A 26341-nucleotide genomic window follows, 5' to 3' on the forward strand; every position below is an offset into this window, starting at 1 on the left:
AGACACCCGTGCCCGAGGCAGTGATCGTCGCGGCGGCCCGTTCCCCGATCGGCCGCGCGCGCAAGGGCTCCCTGAAGGACATGCGTCCGGACGACCTGACCGTCCAGATGGTCCGCGCCGCCCTGGACCAGGTGCCCGCGCTCGACCCGACCGAGATCGACGACCTGATGCTCGGCTGCGGCCTGCCCGGCGGCGAGCAGGGCAACAACATGGGCCGCATCGTCTCGGTCCTGCTCGGGCTCGACACCGTGCCCGGCACCACCGTCACCCGGTACTGCTCCTCGTCGGTGCAGACCACCCGCATGGCCCTGCACGCGATCAAGGCCGGCGAGGGCGACGTGTTCGTCTCGGCCGGCGTCGAGACCGTGTCCCGGTTCGCCAACGGCAGCTCGGACTCCTGGCCGAACACGCACAACCCGGCCTTCGCCGACGCCGAGGCCCGCACCGCGGCCACCGCCGAGTCCGGCACCGACACCTGGACCGACCCGCGGCTCGACGGCACCCTGCCGGACGTCTACATCGCCATGGGCCAGACCGCGGAGAACCTTGCCCGCGCCAAGGGCGTGTCGCGCGAGGACATGGACCGCTTCGGCGTCCGCTCGCAGAACCTCGCCGAGGAGTCCATCAGGAACGGGTTCTTCGCCGACGAGATCGCGCCCGTCACGCTGCCCGACGGCACCGTCGTCGACACCGACGACGGCCCCCGCGCCGGCGTCACCTACGACGCGGTGTCCCAGCTCAAGCCGGTCTTCCGACCGGACGGGGTCGTCACCGCCGGCAACTGCTGCCCGCTCAACGACGGCGCCGCGGCCCTGATCGTGATGTCCGACACGAAGGCCCGCGACCTCGGGATCACCCCGCTGGCCCGGATCATCTCCACCGGCGTCACCGGGCTCTCCCCCGAGATCATGGGGCTGGGCCCGGTCGAGGCATCGAAGCAGGCGCTCGCCCGCGCCGGCATGACCATCGACGACGTCGACCTCGTCGAGATCAACGAGGCCTTCGCCGCCCAGGTCATCCCCTCGGCCCGCGACCTCGGCATCGACCCGTTCGGCGACAAGCTCAACGTGCACGGCGGCGCCATCGCCGTCGGCCACCCCTTCGGCATGACCGGCGCCCGGATCACCGCGACGCTGCTCAACGGCCTGCGCGCGGAGGACAAGAGCATCGGCCTGGAGACCATGTGCGTCGGCGGTGGGCAGGGCATGGCCGTGATCTACGAGCGCCTCAGCTGACGCGCTGCTGAACAATCGTTAAGCTGCTGGCATGGGCAGCATGGACGGCAAGGTCGCCGTCGTCACCGGGGGCGCGACCGGTCTGGGGGCGGCGGTCGGCCGCCGCCTGGCCGGCCGCGGCGCCCGCGTCGCGATCACGTACTCCCGCAGCGCGGACGAGGCCGAGGCCACGGCGGAGGAGTGTCGTGCGCTCGGCGTCGACGCCGTCGCCCTGCGCGGCGACGTCGGCGACGACGCGGCCTGCCGGGCCGTCGCCACCGAGGTCGCGGAGCGCTGGGGCCGCATCGACGTGCTGGTCAACAACGCCGGCCGCACCAGGATCGTCCCCCACTCCGACCTCGACGGGCTCACCGCCGAGGACTTCGAGGCGATCTACCGCACCAACGTCGTCGGCGCCTACCAGATGACCCGCGCCGTGGTGCCGCACATGCGCGAGGTCGGCTACGGGGCCGTGGTCAACGTGTCCTCGACCAGCAGCCTCGACGGCGAGGGCTCGTCGATCGCCTACGCGGCGTCGAAGGGCGCGCTGAACACGCTCACCGTGTCGCTGTCCCGGGCGCTCGCCCCGGAGATCCGGGTCAACGCCGTGGTCCCCGGCTTCATCGGCACCCGCTGGTTCTCCGGGCCCCTCGGCCAGGAGCGGTACGAGGAGCTGGTCGGCCGGGTGGAGAAGACGACACCACTGCGCCGGGCGGGCACGCCCGAGGACATCGCCGTCGCCGTCGTCTTCCTCTGCGACGAGGGCGCGGAGCACATCACGGGCACCACCCTGGTCTCTGACGCGGGGGCGAGCCTGAAGCCGAAGGGCTGAGCACCGGGTCAGACCGGCCAGTAGTACGTCGGGTCGGGCTCGTCGTCGGGGAAGAGCGGGGCGTAGTGCTCCGGCAGCTTCCCGACCAGGACGCGGCGGTGGCTGCCGTGGAGCCGGTCGTCGCCCAGCCAGTCCGGGAGCCGGCCGGCCGCGGCGAGCTCGGCCTGGGTTCGGGGCGGCGGGAGCCCCGCGGCCTCGAGGTCGGCCCGTACCGAGTCGGCCACCGTGTCGGCCTTGCCGCGGGCCACCCACTCCTCGCAGATCGCCAGCGCGTACGCGGCGATGCCCTCGGGGTGGCCGCGCCACATCCGCACCGCCGGATGGTGCTGCCAGCCGTAGCCCGCCCGGGTCTGCGCGCGCAGGATCTGCAGCGCCTCGACGCGCTGCTTGCCCAGCCGCCGGTCGTCGAGCACCTTCGCGCTGGCGGCGAAGTCGGGGTACGGGAGGAAGGTCTGCACCATCGGCGGGGACGTACCCGCGGGAAGCGCCTCCCCACCTGGGCGAGCGCGGAAGGCGTTCCGGCGGGTGCGTTCGGTTGCCGCACCCCCAGGGGGCGAACCCGCTGCAGCGTCGGGTCGGGCACGGGAGCGAACGGCGCCGCTTCACCGAGGGCGCCAGCGCGATCCGGTCCGCGCAGGACAAGCGCTTCGAGGCCGCGTGCGGCCGTCCGGACCGCGCGCGGCTGGGGTCCGAGGCCTTCGGCAACGTCCGTGGCGTGCGCGCCGCGGTTCTGGCCGTGCAGGACCAGGACTCGCTCTGCGCCGCCTACCGGGAGCGCCGCGACCGCCTGCGGCCCGAGGACCGCCTCGCGCCGGACCGGGCGCTGCACGCGCTGGAGGACTCCCAGCAGCGCTGGAAGTCCGCGCACCGCGGGCTCACCGTCAGGATGCTCGGCACCGCACCGGGCTCGGGCTACACCGCCGGGGTGCCCTACCTGCAGGGATGCCTGGCGAACCGGCTCTTCCCGCCGCTGCACGCGGCCTGACGAGGCGCCTCAGGGCCTCTCGACGAGGGTCGTGATGCGGACCAGGCTGGGTGCCGTGGGGGTGGAGCCGAAGCCGAAGCGGACGGGTGGGTGCACGGGGGCGAGGGGGCCCTGGTCCTCGCCCTCCCACCGGACCACGGCGGCGGTGAGGCGGTGCAGGTCGAGGGCGCCGTAGTACTCCGTGCGGCCACCGCCCGCGCTGCCGACGGTCCGGACCCCCGGCAGGACGCGGCGGGCGACGGCGTCGATCGTCCCGATCCACCGGGGCGCGGTCGCGAGCCGGCGGGGCACCGCGCGGAGCAGCAGGCCGAGCGGGGTCCGGCCGCCGACCCCGAACGCGCACTCCAGCGGGCCCGCCCGGACCTGCCGGCGGTCGCCGCGGATCTCGTGGTCGACCGGGCCGAGCCGCACCTCGTCGAAGGTGTAGGTGGCCGAGACGAACCCGGCGACGCGGTCGTCGGGCGCGAGCAGCATCCGGTGCCCGTCCGGGCGCTCCACCATGACGTCGGTGAAGGAGCCCAGCGGGGAGCGCGGCCAGTGCCCCACGACGACGCGCAGCCCTGCGCGCGTGCCCAGGCCTGCGATCCAGCCGTCGAACCGATCGATCACCCCCACTGCATACCCGCGTCCGCACTCCCACGCCTGCACGGGATGCTGGACCGGTGTTGGAGCTGGACCACCTGATCGCCTTCCTGCCCGGTCCCCCGGACCCGCCCGAGGGGTTGCTGCTCGACGACGGCACCCGGCACGTCGGGCAGGGCACCCGCAACCGGCGGATCGTCTTCTCCCGGCACTACGTCGAGCTGCTGTGGATCGACGAGCCGGAGGTCGAGCGGGCGTCCGGGCTGGGGTTCGCGGCGCGCTGCGCCCGCACCGCGTACCCGTTCGGGATCGTGCTGCGCGGCACGGTGCCCGAGGGCCGTTTCCGCCGGTACACCGTGCCGAACGGACCGACCCTCGCGGTCCACGAGGGCGAGCCGGACATGCCCTTCCTCGCCGTCGCGGAGCTGTCGGACGCCACGCTGGCCGGCCTGTCGCACCGGCCGGTCCCGCCGCACCCGGGGGGCGCGAGCGGGATCGTCGCCACCCGGATGACGGGCGTCGTCGCGCCGGGTCCGCGCCTCCCCGGCATCTCGCTGAGCCCGGACGGCGCGCCGTCGATGCGCCTGCTGCTCGACTCGGGCCCGCCGCTCGTCCTGACCTGACTAGTAGCTGCGGGGCAGGCCCAGAACCTGCGTGCCGATGTGGGCGAGGACCAGTTCCTCGGCGACCGGGATGTTGCGGGCGATGCGGGAGTCGCGGAACAGCCGCTCCACCGGGTACTCCTTCGAGTACGCCATGCCGCCGAAGGTCTGGAAGGCCTGGTTGGCGGCCTCCCACCCGACCTGCGCGCCGGTGAGCTTCGCGATGTTGGTCTCGGCGTGGCACGGCAGGCCCCGGTCGAAGAGCCACGCGGCCTTGTAGGTCATCAGCCTGCCGAGCTCGGTCTTGGCCTTGATCTGCGCGAGCGGGAACTGGATGCCCTGGTTGGCGCCGATGGGGCGACCGAAGACCTGGCGCTCCTTCGCGTACCGCACCGCGACGTCCAGCGCGGCGTCGGCGGTGCCCACGCCGCCGGCGGCGGCGAGGATGCGCTCGGGGTTGAGGACGTCCCACAGCACGGCGAACCCGCCGTCGACCTCGCCGAGGACGTTCTCGGCCGGGACCCGCACGTCGTCGAAGAAGACCTGGCTGGAGGTGACGACGTTGCTGCCCAGCTTCGGGATCGGGGTGTACTGCAGGGTCCCCGCGGCCACGGCCTCCTTGACGTCGACCAGGAACAGGGTGAACCCGCTGGTCCGGGGCTTCGCCTCCTCGGCGGGCACGGTGCGGGTGATCGCGATCATCCAGTCGGCGTTCTCCAGCCCGGAGATCCAGATCTTCTGTCCGTTGATCACGAAGTCGCCGCCGTCCCGGACCGCGCGGGTGCGGATGCGCAGCGCGTCGCTGCCCGCGTCCGGCTCGGTGAGGGCCATGCAGAACTGGGTCCCGCCCGAGGCGAGGCCGGGCAGCAGCCGCTTCTTCTGTTCCTCGCTGCCGTGCCGGGCGAGCGTGGTCGCACCGAAGCCGGGGGTGAGGACGTAGAGGAAGGTCCCGCCGGTCCCGCCCGACGCAGCCAGGGTCTCGCAGGCCACGGCCAGCTCGAGCATCCCCTGCCCGCCGCCGCCGTACTCCTCCGGCACGGTCAGCCCGAGCCAGCCGCCGTCGGCCAGGTCCGTCCAGACCTCCCACGGGAAGCGGTGCTCCTCCTCCAGCCGCGACCAGTAGGCGTGGTCGTAGCGGGCGCCGATCGCGCGCACGCCCTCCTGGACGGCGAGGGCGGTCTCGGGGAGCGTGAAGTCCACGACGGTCCTTCCGGTCGGCGGTGCGGCCGGGCCCATCATCGCGGTCGGCCCGCGGCCGGGACACCCCCTCGGGAGGGGCACCCACTGCGTCCTCCCCCTCCCCCACCCGCCCTCCCGGGCACGCCCGCACGGCGCAACGCCGACACGCCCGGTTCGCCCGGAGTGGCCGACCTCGCCCGGCCGGGTTAGAACTGTCCTTCGCTCGTCACGCCCGGAGGACACGTGCACATCTGGCCCGGCTCGCCCTACCCGCTGGGTTCCACCTTCGACGGCGGCGGGACCAACTTCGCCATCTTCTCGGAGGTCGCGGAGCGGATCGAACTCTGCCTGGTGAACGACGACGGCGCCGAGGAGCGCGTCGTCCTCCCCGAGCGCAACGGCCTGATCTGGCACGGGTACCTGCCGCGCGTCGGGCCGGGCCAGCGCTACGGCTATCGGGTGCACGGCCGGTACGACCCGCGCGCCGGGCTGCGGTGCAACCCGTCGAAGCTGCTGCTCGACCCCTACGCGAAGGCCGTCGACGGCGAGTACCGCTGGAACGAGGCGCTGTTCTCCTACCGCTTCGGCGACCCGAACTCCTACAACGACATGGACTCGGGCCCGTACGCGATGACGTCCGTCGTGGTCAGCCCGTACTTCGACTGGCAGGACGACCGCCCGCTGCGGATCCCGTACAACGAGACCGTCGTCTACGAGGCGCACGTCCGCGGCATGACCATGCGGCACCCGGACATCCCGAAGGACGTCCGGGGCACCTACGCCGGCCTGGCGCACCCGGTCATGATCGAGCACTTCCGCAGGCTCGGGATCACCGCCGTCGAGCTCATGCCGGTGCACCAGTTCGTGCACGACTCGACGCTGCACGACAAGGGCCTGCGCAACTACTGGGGCTACAACACCATCGGCTTCTTCGCCCCGCACAACGGCTACGCCTGCTTCGGTACCCGGGGCGAGCAGGTCGCGGAGTTCAAGTCGATGGTGCGGGCGCTGCACCGGGCGGGCATCGAGGTGATCCTCGACGTCGTCTACAACCACACGGCCGAGGGCAACCACCTGGGCCCGACGCTCTCCTTCCGCGGCATCGACAACCACGCCTACTACCGGCTGGTCGACGGCGACCCGATGTACTACTTCGACACCACGGGCACCGGGAACAGCCTCAACGTCCGCCACCACGAGTCGCTGCGGCTGCTCATGGACTCGCTGCGCTACTGGGTCACCGAGATGCACGTCGACGGCTTCCGGTTCGACCTCGCCTCCTCCCTCGCCCGCGAGTTCCACGCCGTCGACCGGCTGTCCGCCTTCTTCGACCTGGTCAACCAGGACCCGGTGGTGAGCCAGGTGAAGCTGATCGCCGAGCCGTGGGACGTCGGCGACGGCGGCTACCAGGTGGGCGGGTTCCCGCCGCTGTGGACGGAGTGGAACGGGCGCTACCGCGACACGGTCCGGGACTTCTGGCGCGGCGAGCCGGCCAGCCTCGGCGAGTTCGCCGCCCGGTTCACCGGCTCGTCGGACCTGTACGAGACGGACAACCGGCGGCCGATCGCGTCCATCAACTTCGTGACCGCGCACGACGGCTTCACCCTCGAGGACCTCGTCTCCTACAACGAGAAGCACAACGAGGCCAACGGCGAGGGCAACCGGGACGGGGAGAGCCACAACCGCTCGTGGAACCACGGCGCGGAGGGCCCGACCGAGGACGTCCAGGTCCACGCGCTGCGCGAGCGGCAGAAGCGCAACATCCTCACCACTCTCCTGCTCTCGCAGGGCGTCCCGATGATCGCGCACGGCGACGAGCTCGGCCGCACCCAGCAGGGCAACAACAACGTCTACTGCCAGGACAACGAGCTGTCCTGGGTGGACTGGGAACGCGCGCGCGAGCACGAGGTGCTCACCGAGTTCGTCGGCTGTCTCACGGCGCTGCGCGCGAAGCACCCGATCTTCCGGCGGCAGCGGTTCTTCCAGGGCCGGCCCATCCAGGGGTCGAGCATGGAGGACATCGCCTGGCTGCGGCCCGACGGCAACTACATGGCCGACGAGGACTGGGAGCGCGCGCACACCCAGTCGCTGGCGATCTACCTCAACGGGAAGGGCATCCCGGACCGCGACCACCTCGGCGTGCAGGTCGTGGACGACTCCTTCCTGCTGCTGATCAACGCGCACCACCAGCAGGTCCAGTTCACGCTGCCCGGTGAGGAGTACGGCCGGGTGTGGGAGACGGCCGTCGACACCTCGGACCCCCTGCTGGCGAACACCCGCCGGCGCAACCAGAAGGCGGGGGCGCGGCTGCGTCTGGCGCCCCGCTCGATGCTCGTGCTGAGGTGCGCCGTGCCGCCTTCCTGAATCGACATGTCGAACTTGACATGTCGGACCTGTCCGGAGCACACTCGTGTCCTCGGACGGGGGTGGTGGTGATGGCGCACCAGGACGCGTCGACCGGACAGCCGGGCCGCACGGACCTGCGGACGGGACCGCGGACGGACCTGCGCATCGGGGACGACGAGCGGGAGCGCGGGGCGGCCCGGCTCGCCGGGCAGGTGGGCGCGGGCCGGCTCGATCTGGCGGAGTACGAGGAACGGGTGGGGCGGGTGTACGCCGCGCGTACCCGGGCGGAGCTCGACGCGGTCTTCGCCGACCTCCCCGCCCCGCAGGCGGCGGCACGCCAGACGGCACCCCGCAGGCGACCGGTCCCGCCGTTCCCCCCGCTGCCGCCCGGCCTGCCGCTCGCGGCGGCGTGGGTGCCGTGGGTCGTGGTGAACGCGATCTGTCTGGTCGTGTGGGTGGCGACCTCGCTCGGCGCCGGGCACCCGCTGCCCTTCTGGCCGGTGTGGGTCGCGGGCCCGTGGGGCGCGGTCCTGCTGCTGGGCACGCTCACCGGACGTCGGCCCTGCGGCAGCCGCCACTGAGCGGGCTCCGGCGTGGGCGCGGCGCCGACCGGGGGGTGGGCGCCGCGCCCGGCGTGGCCTGTGCCGCGCGGGCGCCTCAGCGGGCCGCGGCCTCCAGGATCGACCGCAGGTGCCCGATCTCCGTCTCGTTCCGCGGCGAATAGAGCAGCACGTAGCCCTCGGGCAGCCCGAGCATCACACCCGCCAGCGGATGGAACTCGCCCCACCGGCGGGCGACGACCACGCGGGCGTCGAGCGGGGACAACGCGACGTGCATCGAGCCGTCCCCCGGGTGGACGTGCCCGATCTCGGCCGTGCGGCCACCCTCGCCCACCCGCCACAGCGCGGGATGGTGCTTCTCCCACCCGCTGGTGCGCATCTCGAGGCCCTCGCGCCCGGCGAACTCCTCGACCACGTCCTGCAGAGCCGCGACCTGCGCCTGGTCCGCGTGCTGGGTCAGAACCCGGTGCGGGACGGGGTACGGGCCCACCTCCGGCCGCTCCCCCGCCCGCGGGGGCAGGGTGAGCAGCGCGCGGTCGACGTCCCCGCTGCCCGCCTGCCGCCACGTGTAGGGCTCGCGGGCGCGCAGCCGCATCCCGCTGACCGCCAGCCATCCGACCGGGTTCGCCGGGACGCCGCCCGGGCCCAGGGCCTTCCATCGCCGGTAGTCGCGCGCGGCCCAGCCGATCCCGGCCGCCGCCGCGCCGACCACGGCCCCGGCCACGCCGGTCCGCCTCGTCGTGCTCACCCCGTCCAGGGTTCCAGAGCGTCGGTACCGATGCTCGCTCCGCTCAGAGGGATGCTCGCTCCGCGAGCTCCGCTCAGAGGGATGCTCGCTCCGCGAGCTCCGCTCAGAAGATCGTGTAGCCGCCGTCGAGCCGGACCTCGTCACCGGTGTGGAAGGTCAGCGACGGGTCCGCGAGGTAGGCCCCGATCTCCTCGAACTCCGCCGGGTCCGCCCACCGCCGCACCGGCGTGCGCTGGGTGGTGGCGGTCCGGAAGCGGTCGTCGGCGTACCCGCCGGAGCTCAGCCCGGTGACCGTCCAGCCCGGGATCAGGGCGTTGACGCGCACCCGGTGCCGGGCCAGCTCGACGGCGAGCGTCCGGCTCAGGCCGAGCAACCCGGTCTTGCTCGCCGCGTAGGCCGACTGCCCCATGCCGCCGAAGGCGCTGATCATGGAGCTGACGACGACGATCGAGCCGCCGGAGCCCTGGTCGACGAACCGGCGCGCGGCCTCCCGGCAGGACAGGAACGCGCCGTCGAGGTTCACGCTCATGATCCGCCGCCAGTCCTCGAGCGAGCTCTCGACGACGGTGTGCCGGCCCGAGGTGCCGGAGTTCGCGACCAGGCAGCCCAGCGGGCCGAGCTCCGCGACCGTGCGCTCCATCGCGTCCGCCACCTGGGCCTCGTCGGCGACGTCGCAGGTCAGGGCCAGCGCGCGCACGCCCAGCTTCTCGAGCCCGGCGACCGCCTCCGCGCTCTTCGCCTCGTTCCGCGCCCAGATCGCGATGTTCGCGCCGGCCTTCGCCATGCCGGTCGCCATGCCCAGCCCGATGCCGCCGTTGCCGCCGGTGACCACCGCGTTGAGGCCCGTCAGGTCGATCACGCCCGCTCCCGTCCGTCGTCGCACGCCGTCCTGATCGATCGTTCAGGACGGGTCCGATCGTGCCATCCGGAGCGGCCCGACGGAACGGTGCCGTGGCGCTCCGGACACGCCGGACGCGGGGCCGCCCCGGACCCGCGTTCGGGGGCACGCGGGCCGGGGCGGCACCGGATCACCACCCCCGTGACCGCCGGGGCGGTGCGGGCGACGGTCGGGGCCGGGTCACGGGGAGCCTGCCCCGGTTTCCGGACGTCGCCACGTCGAACCGTTCCGCGCCACGTCGAATCGGACGGCGGAAACGGTCGGAAAGGGACGGGGAGCGGTCAGGCGGCCGACGGACCGGCCCGCCCGCGACGCCCCGCGCAGGCCTTCCACCAGGGCGGATGACCCTCCGCCCAGGTGACTCCGCGGACATCCGCGGCGGTGACGCCGGAGGAATCGTCTCGCACTGCGGCACTCCTGAAGGGCTCGTTCACGTCGCTGTCAGATGATTACCGGGACGGCCGGAGTTCACACGTCCGAGTGATGATTCGGCGCCGAACGACGCTCTGTGCACGATCAACGGCCCGGCCGCGTCCGTCCGGAGGGGACGAGCGGCCACCTGCCCCGGGACCTCGCCATCGCCGGCACTCGGCGCGACCGGGCCTCGCCGCCTCCTGGGCTAGCCTCGGCCCGTGGAGGGTGCGAGCGAACAGGTTCCGTCGGTGCCGGAGCACGGTCCGGCGGCTCGCGAGGTCGTCGAGCCCGCGCCGCAGGAGGGCAGGCTCGAGCGTGCGATCGCGGTCCAGGTCCGGCGGCTGCGGCAGGCCGCGGGGCTGACGCTGGCGGACATGGCCGTGCGGACCGGCGTCTCGAAGCCGATGCTGTCCAAGATCGAGAACGCGCAGACCTCGTGCAGCCTGACCACGCTCGCCCGCCTCGCCGACGCCCTCGACGTCCCGGTGACCTCACTCTTCCGCGGCGCCGACACCCCGCGCGAGGCCGTGTTCACGCCGGCCGGGTCCGGCGCCCGGATCGTCGCCCGCGGCACCCGCGTGGGCCACGACTACACGCTGCTGGGCGCGCTGCGCGGGCCGCACAAGCGGATGGAGGCCCACCTCGTCACGCTCACCGAGCGCAGCGAGGAGTTCCCGCTCTTCCAGCACCCCGGCACCGAGCTGCTCTACATGCTCGAGGGCGAGATGGTCTACGGGCACGGCGAGTCGAGCTACACCCTGCGCCCCGGCGACGCCCTGCAGCTCGACGGCGAGGGCGTGCACGGCCCGCGGGAGCTCGTGTCCCTGCCGATCCGGTTCCTGTCCGTGGTGGCGTACGGGGACCTCCGGGAGGGCTGACCCGCGGTCCGGGAGGACGGTCCGGGGTCCGATCCCGCCGGGCCGGCGGGTGCGTCGAACTGAGACGGACCCGGCCCCGTCCCCGTCCTACGGTCGCCGGATGACGGTCGGCGCGCGCTCCACCGGTCCCGGCGACGAGCCGATGGTCGCGCGGTGGGGGTCACCGCACCCGGCGGCACCCCTGGTCGTGGTGCTGCACGGCAACGGCACCAGCGAGCACTCCATGATCGAGATTCGCCGTGGCTGCCGCACGGGCCCGTGGCGTACGTGGCCGTGCGGGATCCGCGACCTGGGCCGGGAGGGGCCGGCGGTGATCGGCCCGGCGGGCACTCGGTCGGTGTTCCTCGACGGTCCCGCCGATCCCGCGACCCTGGTCCACCCCGCCGAGCGGGAGCTCGCCCACCTGCACCCCGACGGCAGCCTGCACCTCGCCCTGCCCGACGCCCTGGCCTACGACGCCCTCGGCAAGGGCTGGGCGCTCGCGCACCCGCTCGCCGGCGTCCGGCTCGCCGCCGGGCTGGTGCTCGTGCCGGCGCCGCGCGACGAGGCCGAGGTGGAGGTCGTCGCCGCGGTGGTCACCGCCGCGCACCGCGCCGCGACCGGCGGCTGACCTGCGCCGGGCGGGCAGTCGGCGGTCGCCACCGCGGACTTCTTCCGGCCCGGAGGTGCAGGACCTCCTGCGCCCCCACGCCCCTGAGCGGTCCCCGGGTCAGGCCTCCGCCTCCAGGGCCGCCAGTGCCGCGGCGACGGTCGGGAACGACCGGAACCGCGACAGCGCCTGCCGGTCCGTCGTGCCCAGCCGTCCGGCGAGCACGCTCGCGCCGACGAGGTCGAGGGTCACGCCGTACCGGTCGGCCGCGTGGTGGGCGTGCCGCAGGGCGGCCAGCGCGCCCGGGCCGATCGAGTCGACCTCCGTGACGTCGACGAGCACGTGCCGGGTGGCGGCGTGCCCGTGCCGGGCCAGCTGCAGCCGCGCGTCGACCAGGCGGAGCAGCCGTGCGCCGGTCAGCCGGTCGAGGTGGCCACGGAGCCGGATGGTGTACGCGCCCGGGTCGGGAACGTCGATGGCCATCGGAGCGGGATGGGCGAGCGTCATCGGCCGCCTCTCCTCTCGAGGACGAACGGGCGGCCTGCTTCACCCTGCGCCGACGGTACCCCGAACGGAGGCCGCGCGCGCGACCAGCGCGCGGCGCGAAGGAGCAGCGCGGACGCCCCCGTGCCGTCAGGCCGCCGCGCGGGCGGTGCCGAGCAGCCGCTCCACGAGGAGCGGGCCGAGCGGGCGGTCGGTGTCGAGCACCACCCGGGTGCGCACCCCCGGCCGGTCGACGGGGCCGAGCCGCTGCCCACGCAGGTCCGCGATGGTCTGCCCGCGCCCGGGGCCGTGGGTCGTGTCGATCACGAGCTCGACGGCGGGGGCGCGGGTCGGCTGGACCGAGCCGACGGCGATCGCCGCGGCGAGCGGGTCGTGCAGCGCGCAGCCCCGCCTCCCGTAGAGCGGCGTGTAGAAGCCGAAGTAGTGGTCGAGCATGGCCCCGACGGCCTGTGCCAACGGGTCGTCGGCGCCGAGGAGGGCCTCGCGGTCGGCCTCGGTCAGCTGGTTCTCGAGGGTCACGTCGAGCGGTACCAGCATGACGTCCCACGGCGCGGCGATCAGCTCGGCCGCGGCCTCCGGGTCGTTCCGGACGTTGGCCTCGGCGACCGCGGTGACGTTGCCGGGCACGAGCGCGGCGCCGCCCATGGTGGTGACGTCCCGGACCAGGCCGGGCAGCTCCGGGTCCCGGCGCAGCGCGGTGGCGATGTTCGTGGTGGGGCCGACCGTGATCACCGACAGCGCCCCGGCGTGCTCGCGGGCGAGGCGCCCGAGCAGGGTCGCGGCGTCCTCCGCCACCGGCCGGCGGTCCGACGGGGCCAGGGCGATCCCGCCGACCCCGTTCTCCCCGTGGATGTGCGGCACCGGGCCGGCGAACTCCCCGGCCAGCGGGTGGTGCGCCCCGACGGCGACCGGGACGTCCGGCCGGCCCGCGAGCGCGAGCAGGTCCAGCGTGTTGCGGGCGGCGCGGGCGGCGTCGACGTTCCCGCTGACCGTGCCGACCCCCACCAGCTCGACCTCCGGCGAGCGCAGCAGGTAGGCCAGCGCCATGGAGTCGTCGATGCCGGTGTCGCAGTCGAGGTAGACCGGACGGGGCGCGCTCGTGTGCGCGGTGGTCGGCGCGGTGTTCACGGAGTCTGTCTACCGGCTCGGGAACGCCCCGCCTGCGCGATCTCGCCCACGTCCGAACGCCGGCGCCGGCGCCGGGCACGGACCGTCCGGCAACCGTGCGACACGCTCCCCCGCTCGGCGTCCTGACCTCGCCATTCACCGACGGTTCCGGACCGCGCCATGGACCACTCCGCGTAGTGCGTGGATACGCTCGGAGTGACCGCAATCACTCCTACATCCGATTCGGAGTCATCCCGATGGACGAGGAATTCCGCGCAGTCGCCCGCTCCGGGGGACCGGCCCGGCATGCCGTCGCCGCCGTCGCGTCGGCCCGGAGGACCTCCTGGTGGGAGGCGCACCGGACCCGCGTCGGCAACCGCTCCTGGCGCACCGCGCGCCTGCGCCGGCGCCCGACCGCGCTGATCAGCAGGGGCTGAGGGTCGACGGACCATGATCCTCGGCCCTCGGCTCCTGCTCGGCGGCCCGTCGGTCCCGCGGGAGCTTGCCGGGGTTGAGCAGGCCGAGCGGGTCGAAGCGGTCCGCCGCGGCCCAGCGGGGCGGCATGTCCTCGTGCACCACCCAGCTGTGCGGGCTGTCGACGGCGAGGCCCTCGGCGCGCAGCCGGTCCATGCCCGCGTGCACCAGGGCGTCGTCGCGGTGCGGGGCGAGGATCCGCGCCATCAGGCAGGGGCCCTCGGGGCCGCGGATGCCCTCCAGCTGCACCGTCGCGTCGGCGAAGGCGTCGGCGATCAGGGCGCGCTTGCCGAGGATCGCGTTCCCGCGCACCAGGACGTGGTACAGCTCGGGGCGCTTGGCCTTGGCCCGCACCGTGGTGTGGTTGTTGATGAAGGTCGCGAGGTAGCGGACCGCGTCGGGCCGCACGCCGGTCACCCGGCCACCGCCCCGTTCGACGATCTCCCGCACCGCGTCCGCCTGGTCGACGTCGACGACCGCGCGCAGGTTGGTCCGACCCGGCTCGAAGCCCGGGTCCTCGGGGAAGAGTGCCGCCAGCTCGGGCTCGGTGACCGCCAGGATCTGCGGTGCCGGCCGGAACCGCAGGATCTCCAGCGCCATCGCGGCGCCGGCGTCGAGGTCCGGCACGGAGGCGAACACGGCGGTCCGCTCCAGCGCCGGCACGGTCCGCAGGCCGACCCGCACGATCAAGCCGGTGGTGCCGAAGGCGTGCACGTGCGGGGTGGTCTCCGGGAACCGCACCTCGACGGGCTCGGCGTCCGCCGTGACGGGCACGAGCGTCAGGCTCTGCACGAACCCCTCGTGGTTGAAGCCGTGCTCGATCGAGCCCGGTCCCCCGGCGCCGCCGCCGACGTACCCGGCGACGGTGCTGTTCAGCGTGGTCGGGAACATCGCCGGCTCGCGGCCGGTGCCCTCGAGGAAGGCGAACAGGTCGTGCCAGGTGGTCCCGGGCAGGGCGGTGACCACGCCGTCGTCCAGTGCGATGTCGCCGGCGAGCTCGTGGAAGTCCACCATGATCCCCCGCGCCAGCGGGATGATCTGCCCGTAGTTCGACGTGCCCTTGCCGCGTGCGGTGAGCGGGATGCCGCGCTCGTGCGCGAAACGGGCCAGGGCGCGGACGGCGTCGACCGACCGCACCGTGACGACGGCGTCGGGCAGGGTCCGGGGGATGCTGCCGTGGATGATCGGCGAGACCCAGGAGAAGTCCTTGGTCGCGGCCTTGCGGGCGGCCTCGTCGGCGCCGACCTCGGCGGCGTCGCCGAGCAGGGCCTGCAGCTCCTCGGCGAGGGCGTCGGGAAGGGTGTCGGGCATCAGAAGCCCTCCGGTGCCGTGAACCCGACGAGCCCGGCCTCCTCGGCGAGCGCGGCCACGGCGAGCGGCGTGCGGTCGTCGAGGTAGGGGCCCAGCAGCTGGGCGCCGATCGGCAGCCCGGACACCGCACCCGCACCCAGCGGCACGACGGTCGCCGGACCCCGACCGAGGCTGGAGATCCGGCTCCAGGCGCCGACGGCGTCGGCGGCCGGCACCTCGAGCCCGTCGAGGAGCAGCGTGCGACGGTCGGCGGGGACGTCCGAGTGGAGCGGCGCCGCGCACGGTGCCGCCGGGCACAGCACCACGTGGTGCCGCTCGTGGATCTCCGCCCAGCGGGCGGCGATCGCGCGCTGCGCCTCGAAGTCGTTCAGCGCGTCGCGCAAGGACTGGACGTGCCCGCGGGCCATGGCACCCGCGCGACCGGCCGCGCCGGCCCCGGCCAGGTGCACGCTGCGCGCGAACGCCTCGGGGTCCAGCCCGTGCACGACCTCGCCGGCCTGCAGGCGCACGAACAGCTCGATCGCCTGTTCCCCCCGCACCGGCGGGTCGGTCAGCTCCTCGACCTGCGCACCCGCCCGGTCCAGGGCGTCGGCGAAGGCACGGATCGCATCCCGGGTCTCGGTGTCGACCGGGCAGGCGGGGTCCTCGAGCCACACGGCCACCCGCGTGCCGGCCAGCGACGCTACTCGCGCGGGCGGCAGCTCCAGCCGCCAGGCGTTTGCGTCCAGCCCCTCGGCGCCGGCGATCGCGTCGAGGAACCGGGCGGAGTCCGCGGCGGAGCGGGTCATCGGGCCCACGGCCGAGACCATCGGCTCCAGCAGCCCGCCCTCCGGCCACGGCATGTGCCCGAGCTTGGACACGATGCCGTTGGAGGGCCGGTGGCCGAACAGCCCGCACCACGCGGCCGGGACCCGCAGCGACCCGGCGAGGTCGCTGCCGAAGTCCGCCACCGCGAGCCCGGCCGCCACCGCGGCCCCCGACCCGCCCGACGACCCGCCCGGCGAGCGCTCTGGGTCGAACGGGTTGCGGGTGCGCCCGAAGTCCTCGTTCACCGACTGGTGGTCGGCGAGGTAGACCGGCACGTTCGTCTTGCCGACGACCACGGCGCCGGCCTCGCGCAGCCGCCGGACCAGCGGCGAGTCCACCCTGGCCCGCCGCGCGTCGGAGAGCCGCCCGTGCGAGGTGCGCGTGCCGGCCGCGTCGAACGCGTCCTTGATCGTGACGGGCAGCCCGGCCAGCGGGCCGACCGGCTCCCCGGCCGCCCGGGCCGCGTCGACGGCCTCGGCGGCCAGGCGCGCCCCGGCCCGGTCGGTGTCGACCACCGCGTTCAGCGCGGCCCCGGGCCCGTCCAGCAGGGCGAGGTGCCGTTCGAGCAGCTCGACGGCGGTGACGGCGCCGGACTCCAGGTCCGCCAGCATCCGCGTGCCGTCGGTCGCGGCGAGCGACCGGATCGCCGCCAGGCCGGGAGTCGTCGCGGTCACGCCGCGACCTCGAGCCCCTGCTGGCCCGAGGCCGACATCGCGATCCCGAGCCGCGGCGCCACCTCGGCGGCGAACATCCGCAGCTGGTCCTGCTGCTGCTCGGGGGTGAGACCCAGCGCGTCCATCGCCACCGACAGCCGGCGCAGGCCCAGCATCTCGCGGTACTCGGCGATCTGCTCGGCGACGGTGTCGAAGTCGCCGACGACGTAGATGCGCTGCCGCATCGACTCCTCCAGCGTCGGCGCGAAGTCGAACGGCGTGACGTCGAGCCCCGCGGGCGGGTCGTAGGTGGCGAACCGGCCGTAGGGCGAGAGCAGCTTGACCAGCTCGTCGTGCCCGGGGCGGGCCAGCGCGACGGCCTCCTCGTGCGTGGGCGCGACGTTGACGTGCAGGACGAGCATCTGCTCCTCCCCCACCTCCGTCGGCCGGCCGTGCTTCGCGGTCAGCTCGGCGTGCTGCGCCCAGGCCGTGGCCAGCCGCTGCGGCGACTGTCGCGTGTAGACGCCGACGTGCCCGTGCTCGGCCACGTAGTCGACGGTGCGCGGCGACGTGCAGGCCTGGTAGATCTCGACCTCGCGGGTCACGTTCGGCACCAACGCGAGGTCCTGCACGAAGCCGCCGCGGTCCGGGATGCCGTCCGGTGGGAACGCGAAGTGGGTCCCCCGGTGCGCGAAGCGGTCCTGGCCGAACGCGGCGCGGATCGCGGCCATGGCCTCCGCGAAGTGCTCGCGGTTGGCCTGCTCGGCGGAGGCGTCCATGGCGTTGTCGCCGGACTCGATCCGAGCGCCGAGGGTCTGCATCTCGCGGGGCACGGTGCCGCGGCCGACGCCGAACCGCATCCGGCCGCCGGTGAGGATGTCCGCCGCGGCGAAGTCCTCGGCCAGCCGCAGCGGGTTCCACTGCGGGACGATGTTGAACATCTGCCCGAAGTGGATGCGCCGGGTCACGGCCGCGGAGTACAGGCCCAGCAGGACCTGGTTCGGGACGACCTCGTAGCCCTCGTGCTGGAAGTGGTGCTCGGTGTACCAGAAGGTGTCGAAGCCGGCCTCGTCGGCGACCTGCGAGAGGGCGACGAAGTCGCCGAAGGCGGTGGCGTAGTCCTCGCGGCCGTAACGGCGCGAGGTGGCGGGCGGACCGTCGACGCCGGCGTCGGGCATCCGGACGGCGCCGAGGATGTTCGTGTCGATGCGCATGGGGGAGCTCCCGGGGATCAGGGTCGGTCGGCCGGGTTCAGTCGTCGTGGGACATGGCGGACTCGTGCCAGCGCCGCAGCGTGAGCACCTCCACCAGCCGGACGAGCCCGAACAGCAGCAGCGAGACGCAGCTCGCGGCGATGACGGCCAGGAAGAGGCGGGGCATGAGCAGCTGCTGGGCCGTCGAGGTGATGACGTAGCCCAGGCCGCCCTGGCCACCGCCGATGCCGGCGACGAACTCGCCGACGATGGCGCCGATGACGGACGAGCCGGCGGCGATCCGCAGGCCGGTCAGGACGTAGGGCAGCGCGTACGGGATCCGCAGCACGCCCATCTCGTAGCGCCTGGTGGCGCCGGCCATGGCGAACAGCTGCACGAGGTTCCGGTCGGTGGACTTGAGCCCGGTGAGGGTGTTCGCGGTGACCGGGAAGACGGCGATCATGGCCGCGACCACGGTGTTCGTCGTCGGGCCGGGGCCGAGCCAGACCACCAGGATCGGCGCGACCGCGATGATCGGGATGGTCTGCAGCAGCACCATGTACGGGTAGAGGCCGCGCTCGGCGACGTTCCACCGCGCCATCACGAACGCCACCGCGAACCCGACGACGGCGGCGAGCAGGAACCCGCCGTACGCCTCGCCCATGGTGACCAGGGTCGGTTCGACGAGCGTGCCGATCGCCGGGCCGATCTCGGCGAGGACGTCCCCGGGGGCGGGGACCAGGAACTTCGGCACGCCGAAGACGCTGATCAGCGCCTGCCAGAGGGCGACCGCGACCACCAGGACCACCAGCGGCGGCAGCACGAAGGACAGCAGGGTCCGGCCGGAGGGGGTCTTGCGCGGCGGCTTCGGGCGGGCCGCCGCCTGCGGGGTCGCCACCTGCTCCGCACGCGAGGTCTGCGGGGTCTGCTCGGTGCTCGTCTTCTCTGCGATGCTCATGCCGCCGCCAATCGCGCGCCGATGTACTTCACGGTCTCGTCGAGGGCGTCGGTGTCCCGCGCCGCGTCCGCGTCCGCCTGCGGCGGGCTCGGGGACTCCACGGTCTCCACGATCCGGCCGGGGCCCGAGGCCATGACCACGACCTCGTGCGCGATCTTCACGGCCTCGCGGATGGAGTGGGTGATGAACAGGACGCCGAAGCGCCGCTCGCGCCACAGCCGGATCAGCTCGTCGGCCATGCGGTCGCGGGTGAACTCGTCGAGCGCGGCGAAGGGCTCGTCCATCAGCATCAGGTCCGGCTCGCTGGCCAGCGCCCGGGCCAGCGAGACCCGCATCTTCATGCCGCCGGACAGCTCCCGCGGCAGGGACTTCTGCACGTTCTCCAGCCCGACCAGGCGCAACGCCTCGACGGCGCGGCGGCGGCACTCGGCCCGCGGCACCTTGCGGATCTTCGAGACCAGCTCGGTGTTGGCCAGCACGCTCCGCCAGGCCATCAGCGTGGGGTCCTGGAAGACGTAGGAGTTCTGCGCGGAGTGGACGGCCAGCTCGCCGGTCGTGGGCGAGGACAGCCCGCCCGCCATCCGCAGCAGCGTCGTCTTGCCGCAGCCCGACGGGCCGACGATGCTCACGATCCTGCCCGCGCCGATCGTCAGGTCGACCGGGGCGAGGGCGGTGAAGCCGTTCGAGTAGGTCTTGGTGACGCCGGCGAACCGGACCAGGTCGGTGGCCGGGGGTGCCTGCGTCGACGGGGATGCCGACATGGGTTCTCCTTCGACGGGTGGGGTCAGGCCGCGGGTGCCGGCGGCAGCGACGCGGGTGCGGGGACGGTGGGCAGGGCCGAGGTGTCGAACAGGCTCGCCGGGTCCAGCCCCGGCTTCAGCGCCCCGAGCTGGGTCATCTGGTCGACGAGGGTGGACCAGCGCTCGGCGCTCATGGAGCCGAGCGCGGCGGCGCCGTCGCCCGCGGTGAGGAACTGCCGCTGGGCGTCCCACGCGAACCAGTTCGCGGCGGCGTCGAGTTGCGGGTTCTCCTGCTGGAGGGTGGCGTTGACCTTCTCCGCCAGAGCGGTGTCCGACATGTACGCGGACCAGCCGCGCATCGTCGCGTCGAGGAAGGACCTGACCTTCTCCGGGTTGTCGCGGAGGAAGTCCTCGGTCGTGAAGATGACGTCGTTGTAGGGGTTGTAGCCCGCGCTGGCGTAGCTCAGGAAGCGGGTCTGCACGCCCTCCTTCTGCGCTGTGTACGCCTCGTTGGTCGGCCAGCCCTGCTGGACCGCGGCGTCGTCGTGCACGAAGGTGGCGATCGAGCCGTTGTAGGCGGCGGTGGTGAAGTCGATGCCCTGGGAGCGCTTGACCCACTCCTGGCCGAGCTGGCCGGTCTGGACGTACCAGGTGCGGCCCGCGAGGTCCTTCCAGTCCTGGGCACCGCTGTCCGCGTGGACCATCACACCGACCGGGTTCTCCTGGAACAGCGCGGCGACGGCGACGATCGGGATCCCGGTCGCCTTCGCGTTGGCGACCGTGGTGGCGTCGCTCAGCCCGAAGTCGGCGCGGCCCGAGGCCACGACCTGGGTCTGCGAGACCTGCGGGCCGCCGGGCCGGATGTCGACGTCCAGGCCCTGCTGCGCGTAGAGGCCCTGCTCCTCGGCGGCGTAGAACCCGCCGGACTCGGCGGTCGGGTACCAACCCAGCACGACGCTCACCGGCTCGGCGCCCGCGTTCTCCGGCGCCGCCGACGTGCCGCAGGCGGCCAGGCCGAGCGCGAGGAGTCCGCCGAGTGCGGCGGTCAGCAGGCGCTTCACCGCGCAGTCCGGAACTCGAAAGCGGACATCTGTGCGTAGGCCGAGGCGAGGCGGCCGGTCCAGTGCGTCACGATCTCCTTGCCGATCTCGGCGGTGGCGGCCCGCGGGTCGCCGATCACGCCGTTGGTGGTGAGGTCGTCGCTGATCCACGCGGTGGGCAGGGCGCCCTCGAGGCTGAGCTCGCCGGGGAACAGCTCCGGAAGGTGGTCGCCGCCGAGGACGAACCGGTCGGTGTGGACGGTCTCCGGCGCCAGGTGCAGCATCACCGAGGTCTCGAGGTGTCCACCGTGGATGGAGAACTCGGCGTCCGGCAGCTCGAGCCCCTGCGGCGCGCCGAGCCGCCCGGTCGTCACGGGGAAGACCAGCAGGCCGGACTCGGTGCGGATGTCGCGTGCGGCGACGTCGAGCGAGGCGGGGTTGCCGCCGTGCCCGTTGACGAACGCGAGCCGGGTGAAGCCCGAGGCGGCGACCGAGCGGCCGACGTCCTTGAGCACCGCGAGCAGGGTCTCGCTCGACAGGCTCATGGTCCCGGCCCAGCCCAGGTGCTCCGTGGACTTTCCGTAGCTGAGCGTCGGGAGGATCCAGACCTCGGCGTCCGTCTGCTCCGCGGCCAGGGTCGCGATCTGCTCGCCGACGAACGTGTCGGTCATGACCGGCAGGTGCGGGCCGTGCTGCTCGATCGCGCCGATGGGCTGGACGACGAGGGCAATCGTCTTGTCGATCGCCGCGACGTCCGTCGTGGAGAGGTGGGCGAGCCTCATCGCGCGAGCACCTGCCTGTCGGTGCCGTCCCACTCGGTGACGGTGCCCTTGGCGACGAGCTCGGCGAAGCCGCCGGGGAGGGCGCCGTCGTCGTCGGCCATGACCGTGACGGCGTAGAGCCGCTCGGTGGCCGAGGTGTTGACGATCCGGTGGGTCGAGCCGGGGTGGAGCACCAGGGCGTCGCCCGCCCCGAGGTCCACGACGTGCTCGTCGGAGTGCGCGCGACCGGTGCCGGAGAGGATCACGAAGATCTCCGTGGAGTCCGGGTGCGAGTTGTCCGGCTGGCTGCCGCCCGGCTCCCAGACCTCGAAGAACACGCTGGTGGACGAGCCGTCCGCGGGGCCGGCGAGCAGGGCCAGCTTCACGGTGTCGGCGGGCGAGATGAGCCGGGGCGCCATGTCGTCGAGGTGCCGCAGGATCGGCGGAGGGGTGGTCACGATCCGTCCTTCACGGGGAGGGCTGCGAGCAGGTCCGCGACGTCGCAGGAGAAGCCGTAGCACTGGCGGGTGTTGTAGAGCGTCGCCTCGTGGCAGAACGCCGGCGACGTGGTGGCGGAGGCGCCGTCGACCAGCACCACGTCGTAGCCCAGGCAGGCGCCGTCGACCAGCGTCGAGGAGACGCACTGGTCGGAGTTGACGCCGGCGAGGAAGAGGGTGTCCACGCGCAGGTTGCGCAGGATCGAGTCGAGCGGGGTGTCCCAGAACCCGCTCATCCGGTACTTGTCGACGTGCACGTCGCCGGGCTCGGCGACGAGGCCGTCGACCAGCGCCGCGCCCCAGGAGCCCTTGGTGAGGACCCGGGAGCCGTTCGGCATGACCGCGCCGATGCCCTCGCCGCGGCCCTCGGGGTCGTAGACGTGCGCGACGCCGGGCGGGACGTTGGCCCGGTCCTCGCGGTTCCCCCAGTTCACCCACACCACCGGCAGGCCGGCGGCGCGGGCGGCCGGGACGAGTTCCAGCAGCGCGGTGATCGCCGGGGCCAGCGGGGAGACGTCCACGCCGATCGAGTGCAACCAGCCGCCCTCGGTGCAGAAGTCGTTCTGCACGTCCACGACGATCAGCGCGCTGCGCGCGAGGTCGGCGGTGACGGGCGCGGGCAGGGCCTTGAGCTCGACCGGCCGGGGCTCGCGGTGGGGCCGGCGGAGGTCGACCCGACCGTCGGCGAAGGCCCAGCGGTTGGGGATCACGCGGCTCCCTCCAGGGTCGCGGCGAGGCGGAGCAGGTCGAGATCGGTGCCCGGTGCCCCGACCAGGCACAATCCCGCGGGGCGGCCGTCGGCGGTGTGCAGCAGCGGGACCGAGACGGCGGGGGCGCCGGCGAGCCCGGCGAGGCAGGTCATGCGCAGGGTCCCGGCCCGCTCGGCCTCGACCACCGCGGCGCTCGAGTCCCGGGCGGGGGCGCCGCCGGCGCTGCTGGGCACGACGAGCACGGCCCCGGCGAGCACCTCGCGGAGCCACGCCCGGGCCTCGGCGATCGTCGCCCGAGCCGCGTCGGCCTGGGCCGCCGTGACGTCGGCCGCCGCCGCGAACCGCCCGCCGACGTCCGCGCCCAGGGCACCGGGATGCGCCGTGATCCAGTCGCCGTGCGCCGCCCAGGCCTCGAAGGCCTGCAGCGTGCGGAACGCGGCGAACCACCCCTCGAGGATCTCCGGGGCGAGGTCGACGATCTCGGCGGTCGGCAGCAGCCCTTCCCCGACGAGGGCGGCCCGGCGATCGGCGCAGGCGGCGGCGACCGCCGGGATCGCGTGGGTCTCGACGGTGGGCAGCACGACCGTCCGGGCAGGCGGGGCGACCGCGGCCGGGGTGGCGGAGACGCCGGGGAGCAGCACCTCCGCCACCCGCAGGGCCGGGCCGACCTCGCGGGCCAGCCAGCCGACCGTGTCGAACGACGGGGCGAGCGGCAGCACCCCGTCCAGGGGTACCGCGCCGTGGGTGGTGCGGATCCCGACCAGGCCCTGGTAGGAGGCCGGCACGCGGATCGACCCGGCGGTGTCCGTCCCCAGTCCGACGAGGACCTGGCCGAGGGCGACCGCGGAGGCGGGTCCGCTCGTCGAGCCGCCGCCGATCCCGCCGGGCACGGCAGGGTTCGGCGCGGTGCCGTAGTGGGCGTTCTGCCCGGCGAGGCTGTAGGCGAACTCGTCCGTGCGGGCGAGGCCGGTGACCTCGGCCCCCGCGGCGAGCAGCGCGGCGACGGCGGGGGCCGTCGACGCCTGCGGCTCCTGCTCGGCGAGCCAGGCGGGGTTGCCGGCGCCGAGCCGCTCCCCCGCCACGGCGAACAGGTCCTTCACCGCGACCGTGACGCCGTCGAGCGGACCGGAGCCGGTCGGCGCGACCAGCGGGGTCCCCACGACCCGCCACACGGACCGGTCGAGAGCCGCGGCCGCGGCGCGGGAGGGCGTCGCCGGCTGCGTCCTCGGGAGGGTGACGTGCGCGGCGGTGACCTTCCAGTCGCCGGCGAGCCGCTGCCAGAGCTGGGTCTGCAGGCCCGTCGCGCCGGTCGCGGGCTCCACGGTGGACGCCATGACGAGCGCGGCGTCGTCGCCGACCGGCCGGACGTGCAGCTCGGCGACCTGCCGGGTGGGGATCACCGCGCGGCCGGACCGGAACCCGGCGATGGCCGCGTGCCCGACGAGCAGGGTGGTCCCGTCGCCCCGGACGGTGGCCGGGCCGGGCGCGAAGAGCGCGTCCAGGGTGGCGACGTCGTTGGTCAGCAGCGCGGTCTCGTAGGCGTCGAACGCCGCGAGCAGGCCCTCGGGCACCGGCCCGGGCGAGACGACCTGCACGGCCTCGGCGATCACCGCGGCACCTCCCGCCGGTCCACGGCCGCGAAGTCGGCGAGCCGGATCCGGGCGTGCGAGCCCTTCACCACGTCGACCACCTGCGAGATCTCGAAGTCCGTGGCCGCGGACAGGTAGGCGTAGGCCAGCTCCGGGGCCATCCCGTAGAGCGCGCCGAGGAGGGCGATCGCGTTGCGGCCGCACTTCTGGACGGCGACGTCGAGGTCCTCGTCGAGCCCGGTCGGCACGAGGAACTCCGTGGTGCGGACGAACGGTCCGGCCACCGCGCCGTAGCGGGCCGCGGCCTCCGCGGCGGGCACGAGGTCGACGGTCAGGGTGGCGCGCAGCGGCGCCTCCAGCGCGGTCAGCGCGATCTCGCCGTTGCCCTGGGCGAAGTGCGGGTCACCGACGTACAGTCCGGCGCCCGGCACCTGGACGGGCAGGTAGAGCGTGGTGCCGGCGACCAGCAGCCGGATGTCGATGTTGCCGCCGTGCAGGCCGGGCGGGGTGGAGTGCCGGCGCGGGCCGGGTGTCGCCACGCCCATGACGCCGAGGAAGGGCGCCAGCGGGAAGCGGACCGGGTGGGCGCCGTCGCCGGGGCGCAGCGGGAGCGTGCCGCGCGCGGCGTCGAGCCCGAGCTCCAGGTCCTCGACGAGGCAGAACACGCTGGTCAGCGGGCCGTCGGCGGGAAAGCTGCCGGGGAGCAGGCCCTTCCCGTGCCGGCTGGAGATCACGCCGTAGGGCACCCGGGGGACGAGCGCGTCGACCCGGACGGCGAGCAGGTCCCCGGGCTCGGCGCCGCGGACCTCGATCGGGCCGGTCACCACGTGCGGGCCGCCGGTGAGGTCGTGGTGCCCGTCGGCGGCGACGGCGATCGCGTCGAGCAGGACGTCCGTGGACGCGACGCCGTGGGCGCCGAAGAAGCCGACCGGGTCGCGGCCCTGGTCCTCGAGGATCCCCTCGTGGCTGACGGTGTCGACGACGACCGCGGTGCCGGGCTCGACGGACAGCGCGGGCGCGTCGTCGGCGCAGGGCAGCCGGCCCCAGGTCGTGGTGGCGGGGGTCGCAGGAAGGTAGGCGCCGTCGGGGGTGCCGGTGAGCGGCTGCAGCACCGGCGTGCCGACGGCGGCGGTCGGCGCCAGCTCGGACGCGGTCACGGCGTCTCCTCCGGCCCGGCGGCGCGGTCCTCGAACCGGTCGCGGGTCAGCTCGGCGACGTCGGCGAGATGGCGGGTCATCGCGTCCCGCGCCTCGGCGGGGTTGGCGGCGGCGACCGCGGCGAGGATCGCCCGGTGCCCGAGGTAGGAGACCTCGCGGGCGTAGCGGGTGGAGTGCGAGAGCACCCGGGTCGACGACGTCCAGGAGCACGCGAGCGTGTTGATCGCCGACATCAGCGGGTTCTGCGACGCGGCCGCGATGAGCATGTGGAACTCGAGGTCGAGCCGCAGCGACTCCTCGGGCGCGGCCTCGGCGACCGGGTTGCGCAGGACGTTCTCGAGCTCGACGAGGTTGGCGGCGGTGGCCCGCTCGGCGGCCAGCTCGGCCAGCCGGGGCTCGATCGCGCCGCGCAGCTCCGCGACGTCCCGCAGCTGGTGGTCGGCGTCGGAGAGCTGCGAGTAGAGCGTCTGGACGTGCTCCGGCGCGGGCAGCACGGTGGTGCCGCGGCCGGGCCGGCGCGCGACGAGGTGCTTGGCCTCCAGCTCGTGCATGGCCTCGCGCAGCGACGCCCGGGACACACCGAGGCTCGCCGCCAGCTCGCGCTCCGACGGCAACCGGTCCCCCGGCCTGAGCTCGCCGACCGCGATCAGCTTCTCCAGGTGCGCCGAGATCTCGGTGCTGACGCTGCCGCGGAACGCGCCCGGCGCGAGCCGCGGCAGCTCGAGCGCGGAGGACGGCACCGGGCGGCGATCGCCGCCCGGTGCTCCGGTGGTGCTGTCCACACCCGGTCCTTCCTGACTTCCGGCGCCGAACCACCCGGGGTGGTTGGCCTGACCAATCCGACCGTAGGCGCCGGAATGGTCGCCGAACAGCCGTCGGACGATCAGGAAACCGTTTGTTCACACGGGACACATCGCCGACACGGACGGGTGGAACAGTCGCGGTCGCAATGCTCCGGACACCGTGTTTCGCGTAGGTGAAGTTCGACGCTCAACCGTTGACGCGAGAGGCCC

General features: G+C 74.1%; 28 protein-coding genes. 9 read left to right on the forward strand and 19 right to left on the reverse strand.

Annotated features, from left to right (window positions below; genetic code table 11):
• Positions 1–8 precede the first annotated feature (8 nt).
• Together ABD990_RS18610 and ABD990_RS18615 are read left to right on the forward strand one after the other, a co-directional pair.
• On the forward strand, positions 9–1235 hold the full coding sequence (locus ABD990_RS18610; protein ID WP_345381839.1) for an acetyl-CoA C-acetyltransferase: 1227 nt from the start codon (positions 9–11) through the stop codon (positions 1233–1235).
• Between the two features lie 31 nt (positions 1236–1266).
• Complete coding sequence (locus ABD990_RS18615) at positions 1267–2046, forward strand: SDR family NAD(P)-dependent oxidoreductase (RefSeq protein ID WP_345381840.1); 780 nt, start codon at positions 1267–1269, stop codon at positions 2044–2046.
• Between the two features lie 8 nt (positions 2047–2054).
• Here ABD990_RS18615 and ABD990_RS18620 read toward each other — a convergent pair whose 3' ends face one another.
• Positions 2055–2507 (reverse strand): MSMEG_6728 family protein, encoded by a 453-nt coding sequence (locus tag ABD990_RS18620; RefSeq protein WP_345381841.1) that lies wholly within the window; start codon positions 2505–2507, stop codon positions 2055–2057.
• Positions 2508–2581: 74 nt separating this feature from the next.
• Between ABD990_RS18620 and ABD990_RS18625 the strand changes: the two genes are divergently transcribed.
• A complete protein-coding gene (locus tag ABD990_RS18625) occupies positions 2582–3031 on the forward strand; it encodes a tryptophan 2,3-dioxygenase (protein ID WP_345381842.1) in 450 nt (149 codons plus the stop codon).
• 9 nt (positions 3032–3040) lie between these two features.
• Here ABD990_RS18625 and ABD990_RS18630 read toward each other — a convergent pair whose 3' ends face one another.
• Entirely contained in the window at positions 3041–3640 is a 600-nt protein-coding gene (locus ABD990_RS18630) for a hypothetical protein (RefSeq protein ID WP_345381843.1), read from the reverse strand.
• A 53-nt stretch (positions 3641–3693) separates the two neighbouring features.
• On the opposite strand from ABD990_RS18630, the gene ABD990_RS18635 reads away from it, so the two are divergent.
• Positions 3694–4236 (forward strand): VOC family protein, encoded by a 543-nt coding sequence (locus tag ABD990_RS18635; protein WP_345381844.1) that lies wholly within the window; start codon positions 3694–3696, stop codon positions 4234–4236.
• On the opposite strand, the gene ABD990_RS18640 is transcribed toward ABD990_RS18635, so the two are convergent.
• The gene (locus ABD990_RS18640) at positions 4237–5415 is read right to left on the reverse strand and encodes an acyl-CoA dehydrogenase family protein (protein WP_345381845.1); all 1179 of its coding nucleotides are present in this window, start codon (positions 5413–5415) and stop codon (positions 4237–4239) included.
• A gap of 222 nt (positions 5416–5637) precedes the next feature.
• Between ABD990_RS18640 and glgX the strand changes: the two genes are divergently transcribed.
• Together glgX and ABD990_RS18650 are read left to right on the forward strand one after the other, a co-directional pair.
• On the forward strand, positions 5638–7758 hold the full coding sequence (glgX, locus tag ABD990_RS18645; protein ID WP_345381846.1) for a glycogen debranching protein GlgX: 2121 nt from the start codon (positions 5638–5640) through the stop codon (positions 7756–7758).
• Positions 7759–7829: 71 nt separating this feature from the next.
• The gene (locus ABD990_RS18650) at positions 7830–8321 is read left to right on the forward strand and encodes a DUF1707 SHOCT-like domain-containing protein (protein WP_345381847.1); all 492 of its coding nucleotides are present in this window, start codon (positions 7830–7832) and stop codon (positions 8319–8321) included.
• A gap of 76 nt (positions 8322–8397) precedes the next feature.
• On the opposite strand, the gene ABD990_RS18655 is transcribed toward ABD990_RS18650, so the two are convergent.
• Complete coding sequence (locus ABD990_RS18655; protein WP_345381848.1) at positions 8398–9048, reverse strand: luciferase domain-containing protein; 651 nt, start codon at positions 9046–9048, stop codon at positions 8398–8400.
• 103 nt (positions 9049–9151) lie between these two features.
• Positions 9152–9907, reverse strand: a complete 756-nt coding sequence (locus tag ABD990_RS18660; protein WP_345381849.1) for an SDR family NAD(P)-dependent oxidoreductase — start codon at positions 9905–9907, stop codon at positions 9152–9154.
• Positions 9908–10578: 671 nt separating this feature from the next.
• Here ABD990_RS18660 and ABD990_RS18665 point away from each other — a divergent pair.
• Together ABD990_RS18665 and ABD990_RS18670 are read left to right on the forward strand one after the other, a co-directional pair.
• Complete coding sequence (locus tag ABD990_RS18665; protein ID WP_345381850.1) at positions 10579–11238, forward strand: helix-turn-helix domain-containing protein; 660 nt, start codon at positions 10579–10581, stop codon at positions 11236–11238.
• A 100-nt stretch (positions 11239–11338) separates the two neighbouring features.
• On the forward strand, positions 11339–11848 hold the full coding sequence (locus ABD990_RS18670) for a luciferase domain-containing protein (protein ID WP_345381851.1): 510 nt from the start codon (positions 11339–11341) through the stop codon (positions 11846–11848).
• 99 nt (positions 11849–11947) lie between these two features.
• Here ABD990_RS18670 and ABD990_RS18675 read toward each other — a convergent pair whose 3' ends face one another.
• Positions 11948–12334 (reverse strand): hypothetical protein, encoded by a 387-nt coding sequence (locus tag ABD990_RS18675; RefSeq protein WP_345381852.1) that lies wholly within the window; start codon positions 12332–12334, stop codon positions 11948–11950.
• 126 nt (positions 12335–12460) lie between these two features.
• On the reverse strand, positions 12461–13459 hold the full coding sequence (locus tag ABD990_RS18680) for a nucleoside hydrolase (RefSeq protein ID WP_345381853.1): 999 nt from the start codon (positions 13457–13459) through the stop codon (positions 12461–12463).
• 236 nt (positions 13460–13695) lie between these two features.
• Between ABD990_RS18680 and ABD990_RS18685 the strand changes: the two genes are divergently transcribed.
• Positions 13696–13875: a hypothetical protein gene (locus ABD990_RS18685; protein WP_345381854.1), complete on the forward strand. Its 180-nt coding sequence runs from the start codon at positions 13696–13698 to the stop codon at positions 13873–13875.
• Here the strand turns inward: ABD990_RS18685 and ABD990_RS18690 are convergent.
• From ABD990_RS18690 to ABD990_RS18745, 12 genes are read right to left on the reverse strand one after another with little or no spacing between them, the layout of a single operon-like run.
• On the reverse strand, positions 13862–15223 hold the full coding sequence (locus ABD990_RS18690; RefSeq protein WP_345381855.1) for an FAD-binding oxidoreductase: 1362 nt from the start codon (positions 15221–15223) through the stop codon (positions 13862–13864). The genes ABD990_RS18685 and ABD990_RS18690 overlap by 14 nt on opposite strands.
• Complete coding sequence (locus tag ABD990_RS18695; protein WP_345381856.1) at positions 15223–16704, reverse strand: amidase family protein; 1482 nt, start codon at positions 16702–16704, stop codon at positions 15223–15225. The genes ABD990_RS18690 and ABD990_RS18695 overlap by 1 nt, the downstream gene beginning before the upstream one ends.
• A complete protein-coding gene (locus ABD990_RS18700; protein WP_345381857.1) occupies positions 16701–17897 on the reverse strand; it encodes an LLM class flavin-dependent oxidoreductase in 1197 nt (398 codons plus the stop codon). The genes ABD990_RS18695 and ABD990_RS18700 overlap by 4 nt, the downstream gene beginning before the upstream one ends.
• A 37-nt stretch (positions 17898–17934) precedes the next feature.
• Positions 17935–18834, reverse strand: coding sequence for an ABC transporter permease (locus ABD990_RS18705; protein ID WP_345381858.1), 900 nt, complete (start codon positions 18832–18834; stop codon positions 17935–17937).
• Positions 18831–19595 (reverse strand): ABC transporter ATP-binding protein, encoded by a 765-nt coding sequence (locus ABD990_RS18710; protein ID WP_345381859.1) that lies wholly within the window; start codon positions 19593–19595, stop codon positions 18831–18833. The genes ABD990_RS18705 and ABD990_RS18710 overlap by 4 nt, the downstream gene beginning before the upstream one ends.
• 23 nt (positions 19596–19618) lie before the next feature.
• A complete protein-coding gene (locus tag ABD990_RS18715) occupies positions 19619–20635 on the reverse strand; it encodes an ABC transporter substrate-binding protein (RefSeq protein ID WP_345381860.1) in 1017 nt (338 codons plus the stop codon).
• Positions 20632–21396 carry a creatininase family protein gene (locus tag ABD990_RS18720; protein WP_345381861.1) on the reverse strand — a complete coding sequence of 255 codons (765 nt, stop codon included), beginning with the start codon at positions 21394–21396 and terminating at the stop codon, positions 20632–20634. Before ABD990_RS18720 ends, ABD990_RS18715 begins: the two co-directional genes overlap by 4 nt.
• Positions 21393–21833, reverse strand: coding sequence for a cupin domain-containing protein (locus ABD990_RS18725; RefSeq protein ID WP_345381863.1), 441 nt, complete (start codon positions 21831–21833; stop codon positions 21393–21395). Before ABD990_RS18725 ends, ABD990_RS18720 begins: the two co-directional genes overlap by 4 nt.
• A complete protein-coding gene (locus ABD990_RS18730; RefSeq protein ID WP_345381864.1) occupies positions 21830–22582 on the reverse strand; it encodes a cysteine hydrolase family protein in 753 nt (250 codons plus the stop codon). The genes ABD990_RS18725 and ABD990_RS18730 overlap by 4 nt, the downstream gene beginning before the upstream one ends.
• Complete coding sequence (locus ABD990_RS18735; protein WP_345381865.1) at positions 22579–24192, reverse strand: AtzH-like domain-containing protein; 1614 nt, start codon at positions 24190–24192, stop codon at positions 22579–22581. The genes ABD990_RS18730 and ABD990_RS18735 overlap by 4 nt, the downstream gene beginning before the upstream one ends.
• A complete protein-coding gene (locus ABD990_RS18740; protein WP_345381866.1) occupies positions 24189–25328 on the reverse strand; it encodes an acetamidase/formamidase family protein in 1140 nt (379 codons plus the stop codon). The genes ABD990_RS18735 and ABD990_RS18740 overlap by 4 nt, the downstream gene beginning before the upstream one ends.
• Positions 25325–26110, reverse strand: a complete 786-nt coding sequence (locus ABD990_RS18745) for a FadR/GntR family transcriptional regulator (RefSeq protein ID WP_345381867.1) — start codon at positions 26108–26110, stop codon at positions 25325–25327. Before ABD990_RS18745 ends, ABD990_RS18740 begins: the two co-directional genes overlap by 4 nt.
• Positions 26111–26341 lie beyond the last annotated feature (231 nt).

It is taken from the genome of Pseudonocardia yuanmonensis, assembly GCF_039542425.1.
GTDB classification, from domain to species: Bacteria; Actinomycetota; Actinomycetes; order Mycobacteriales; family Pseudonocardiaceae; genus Pseudonocardia; species Pseudonocardia yuanmonensis.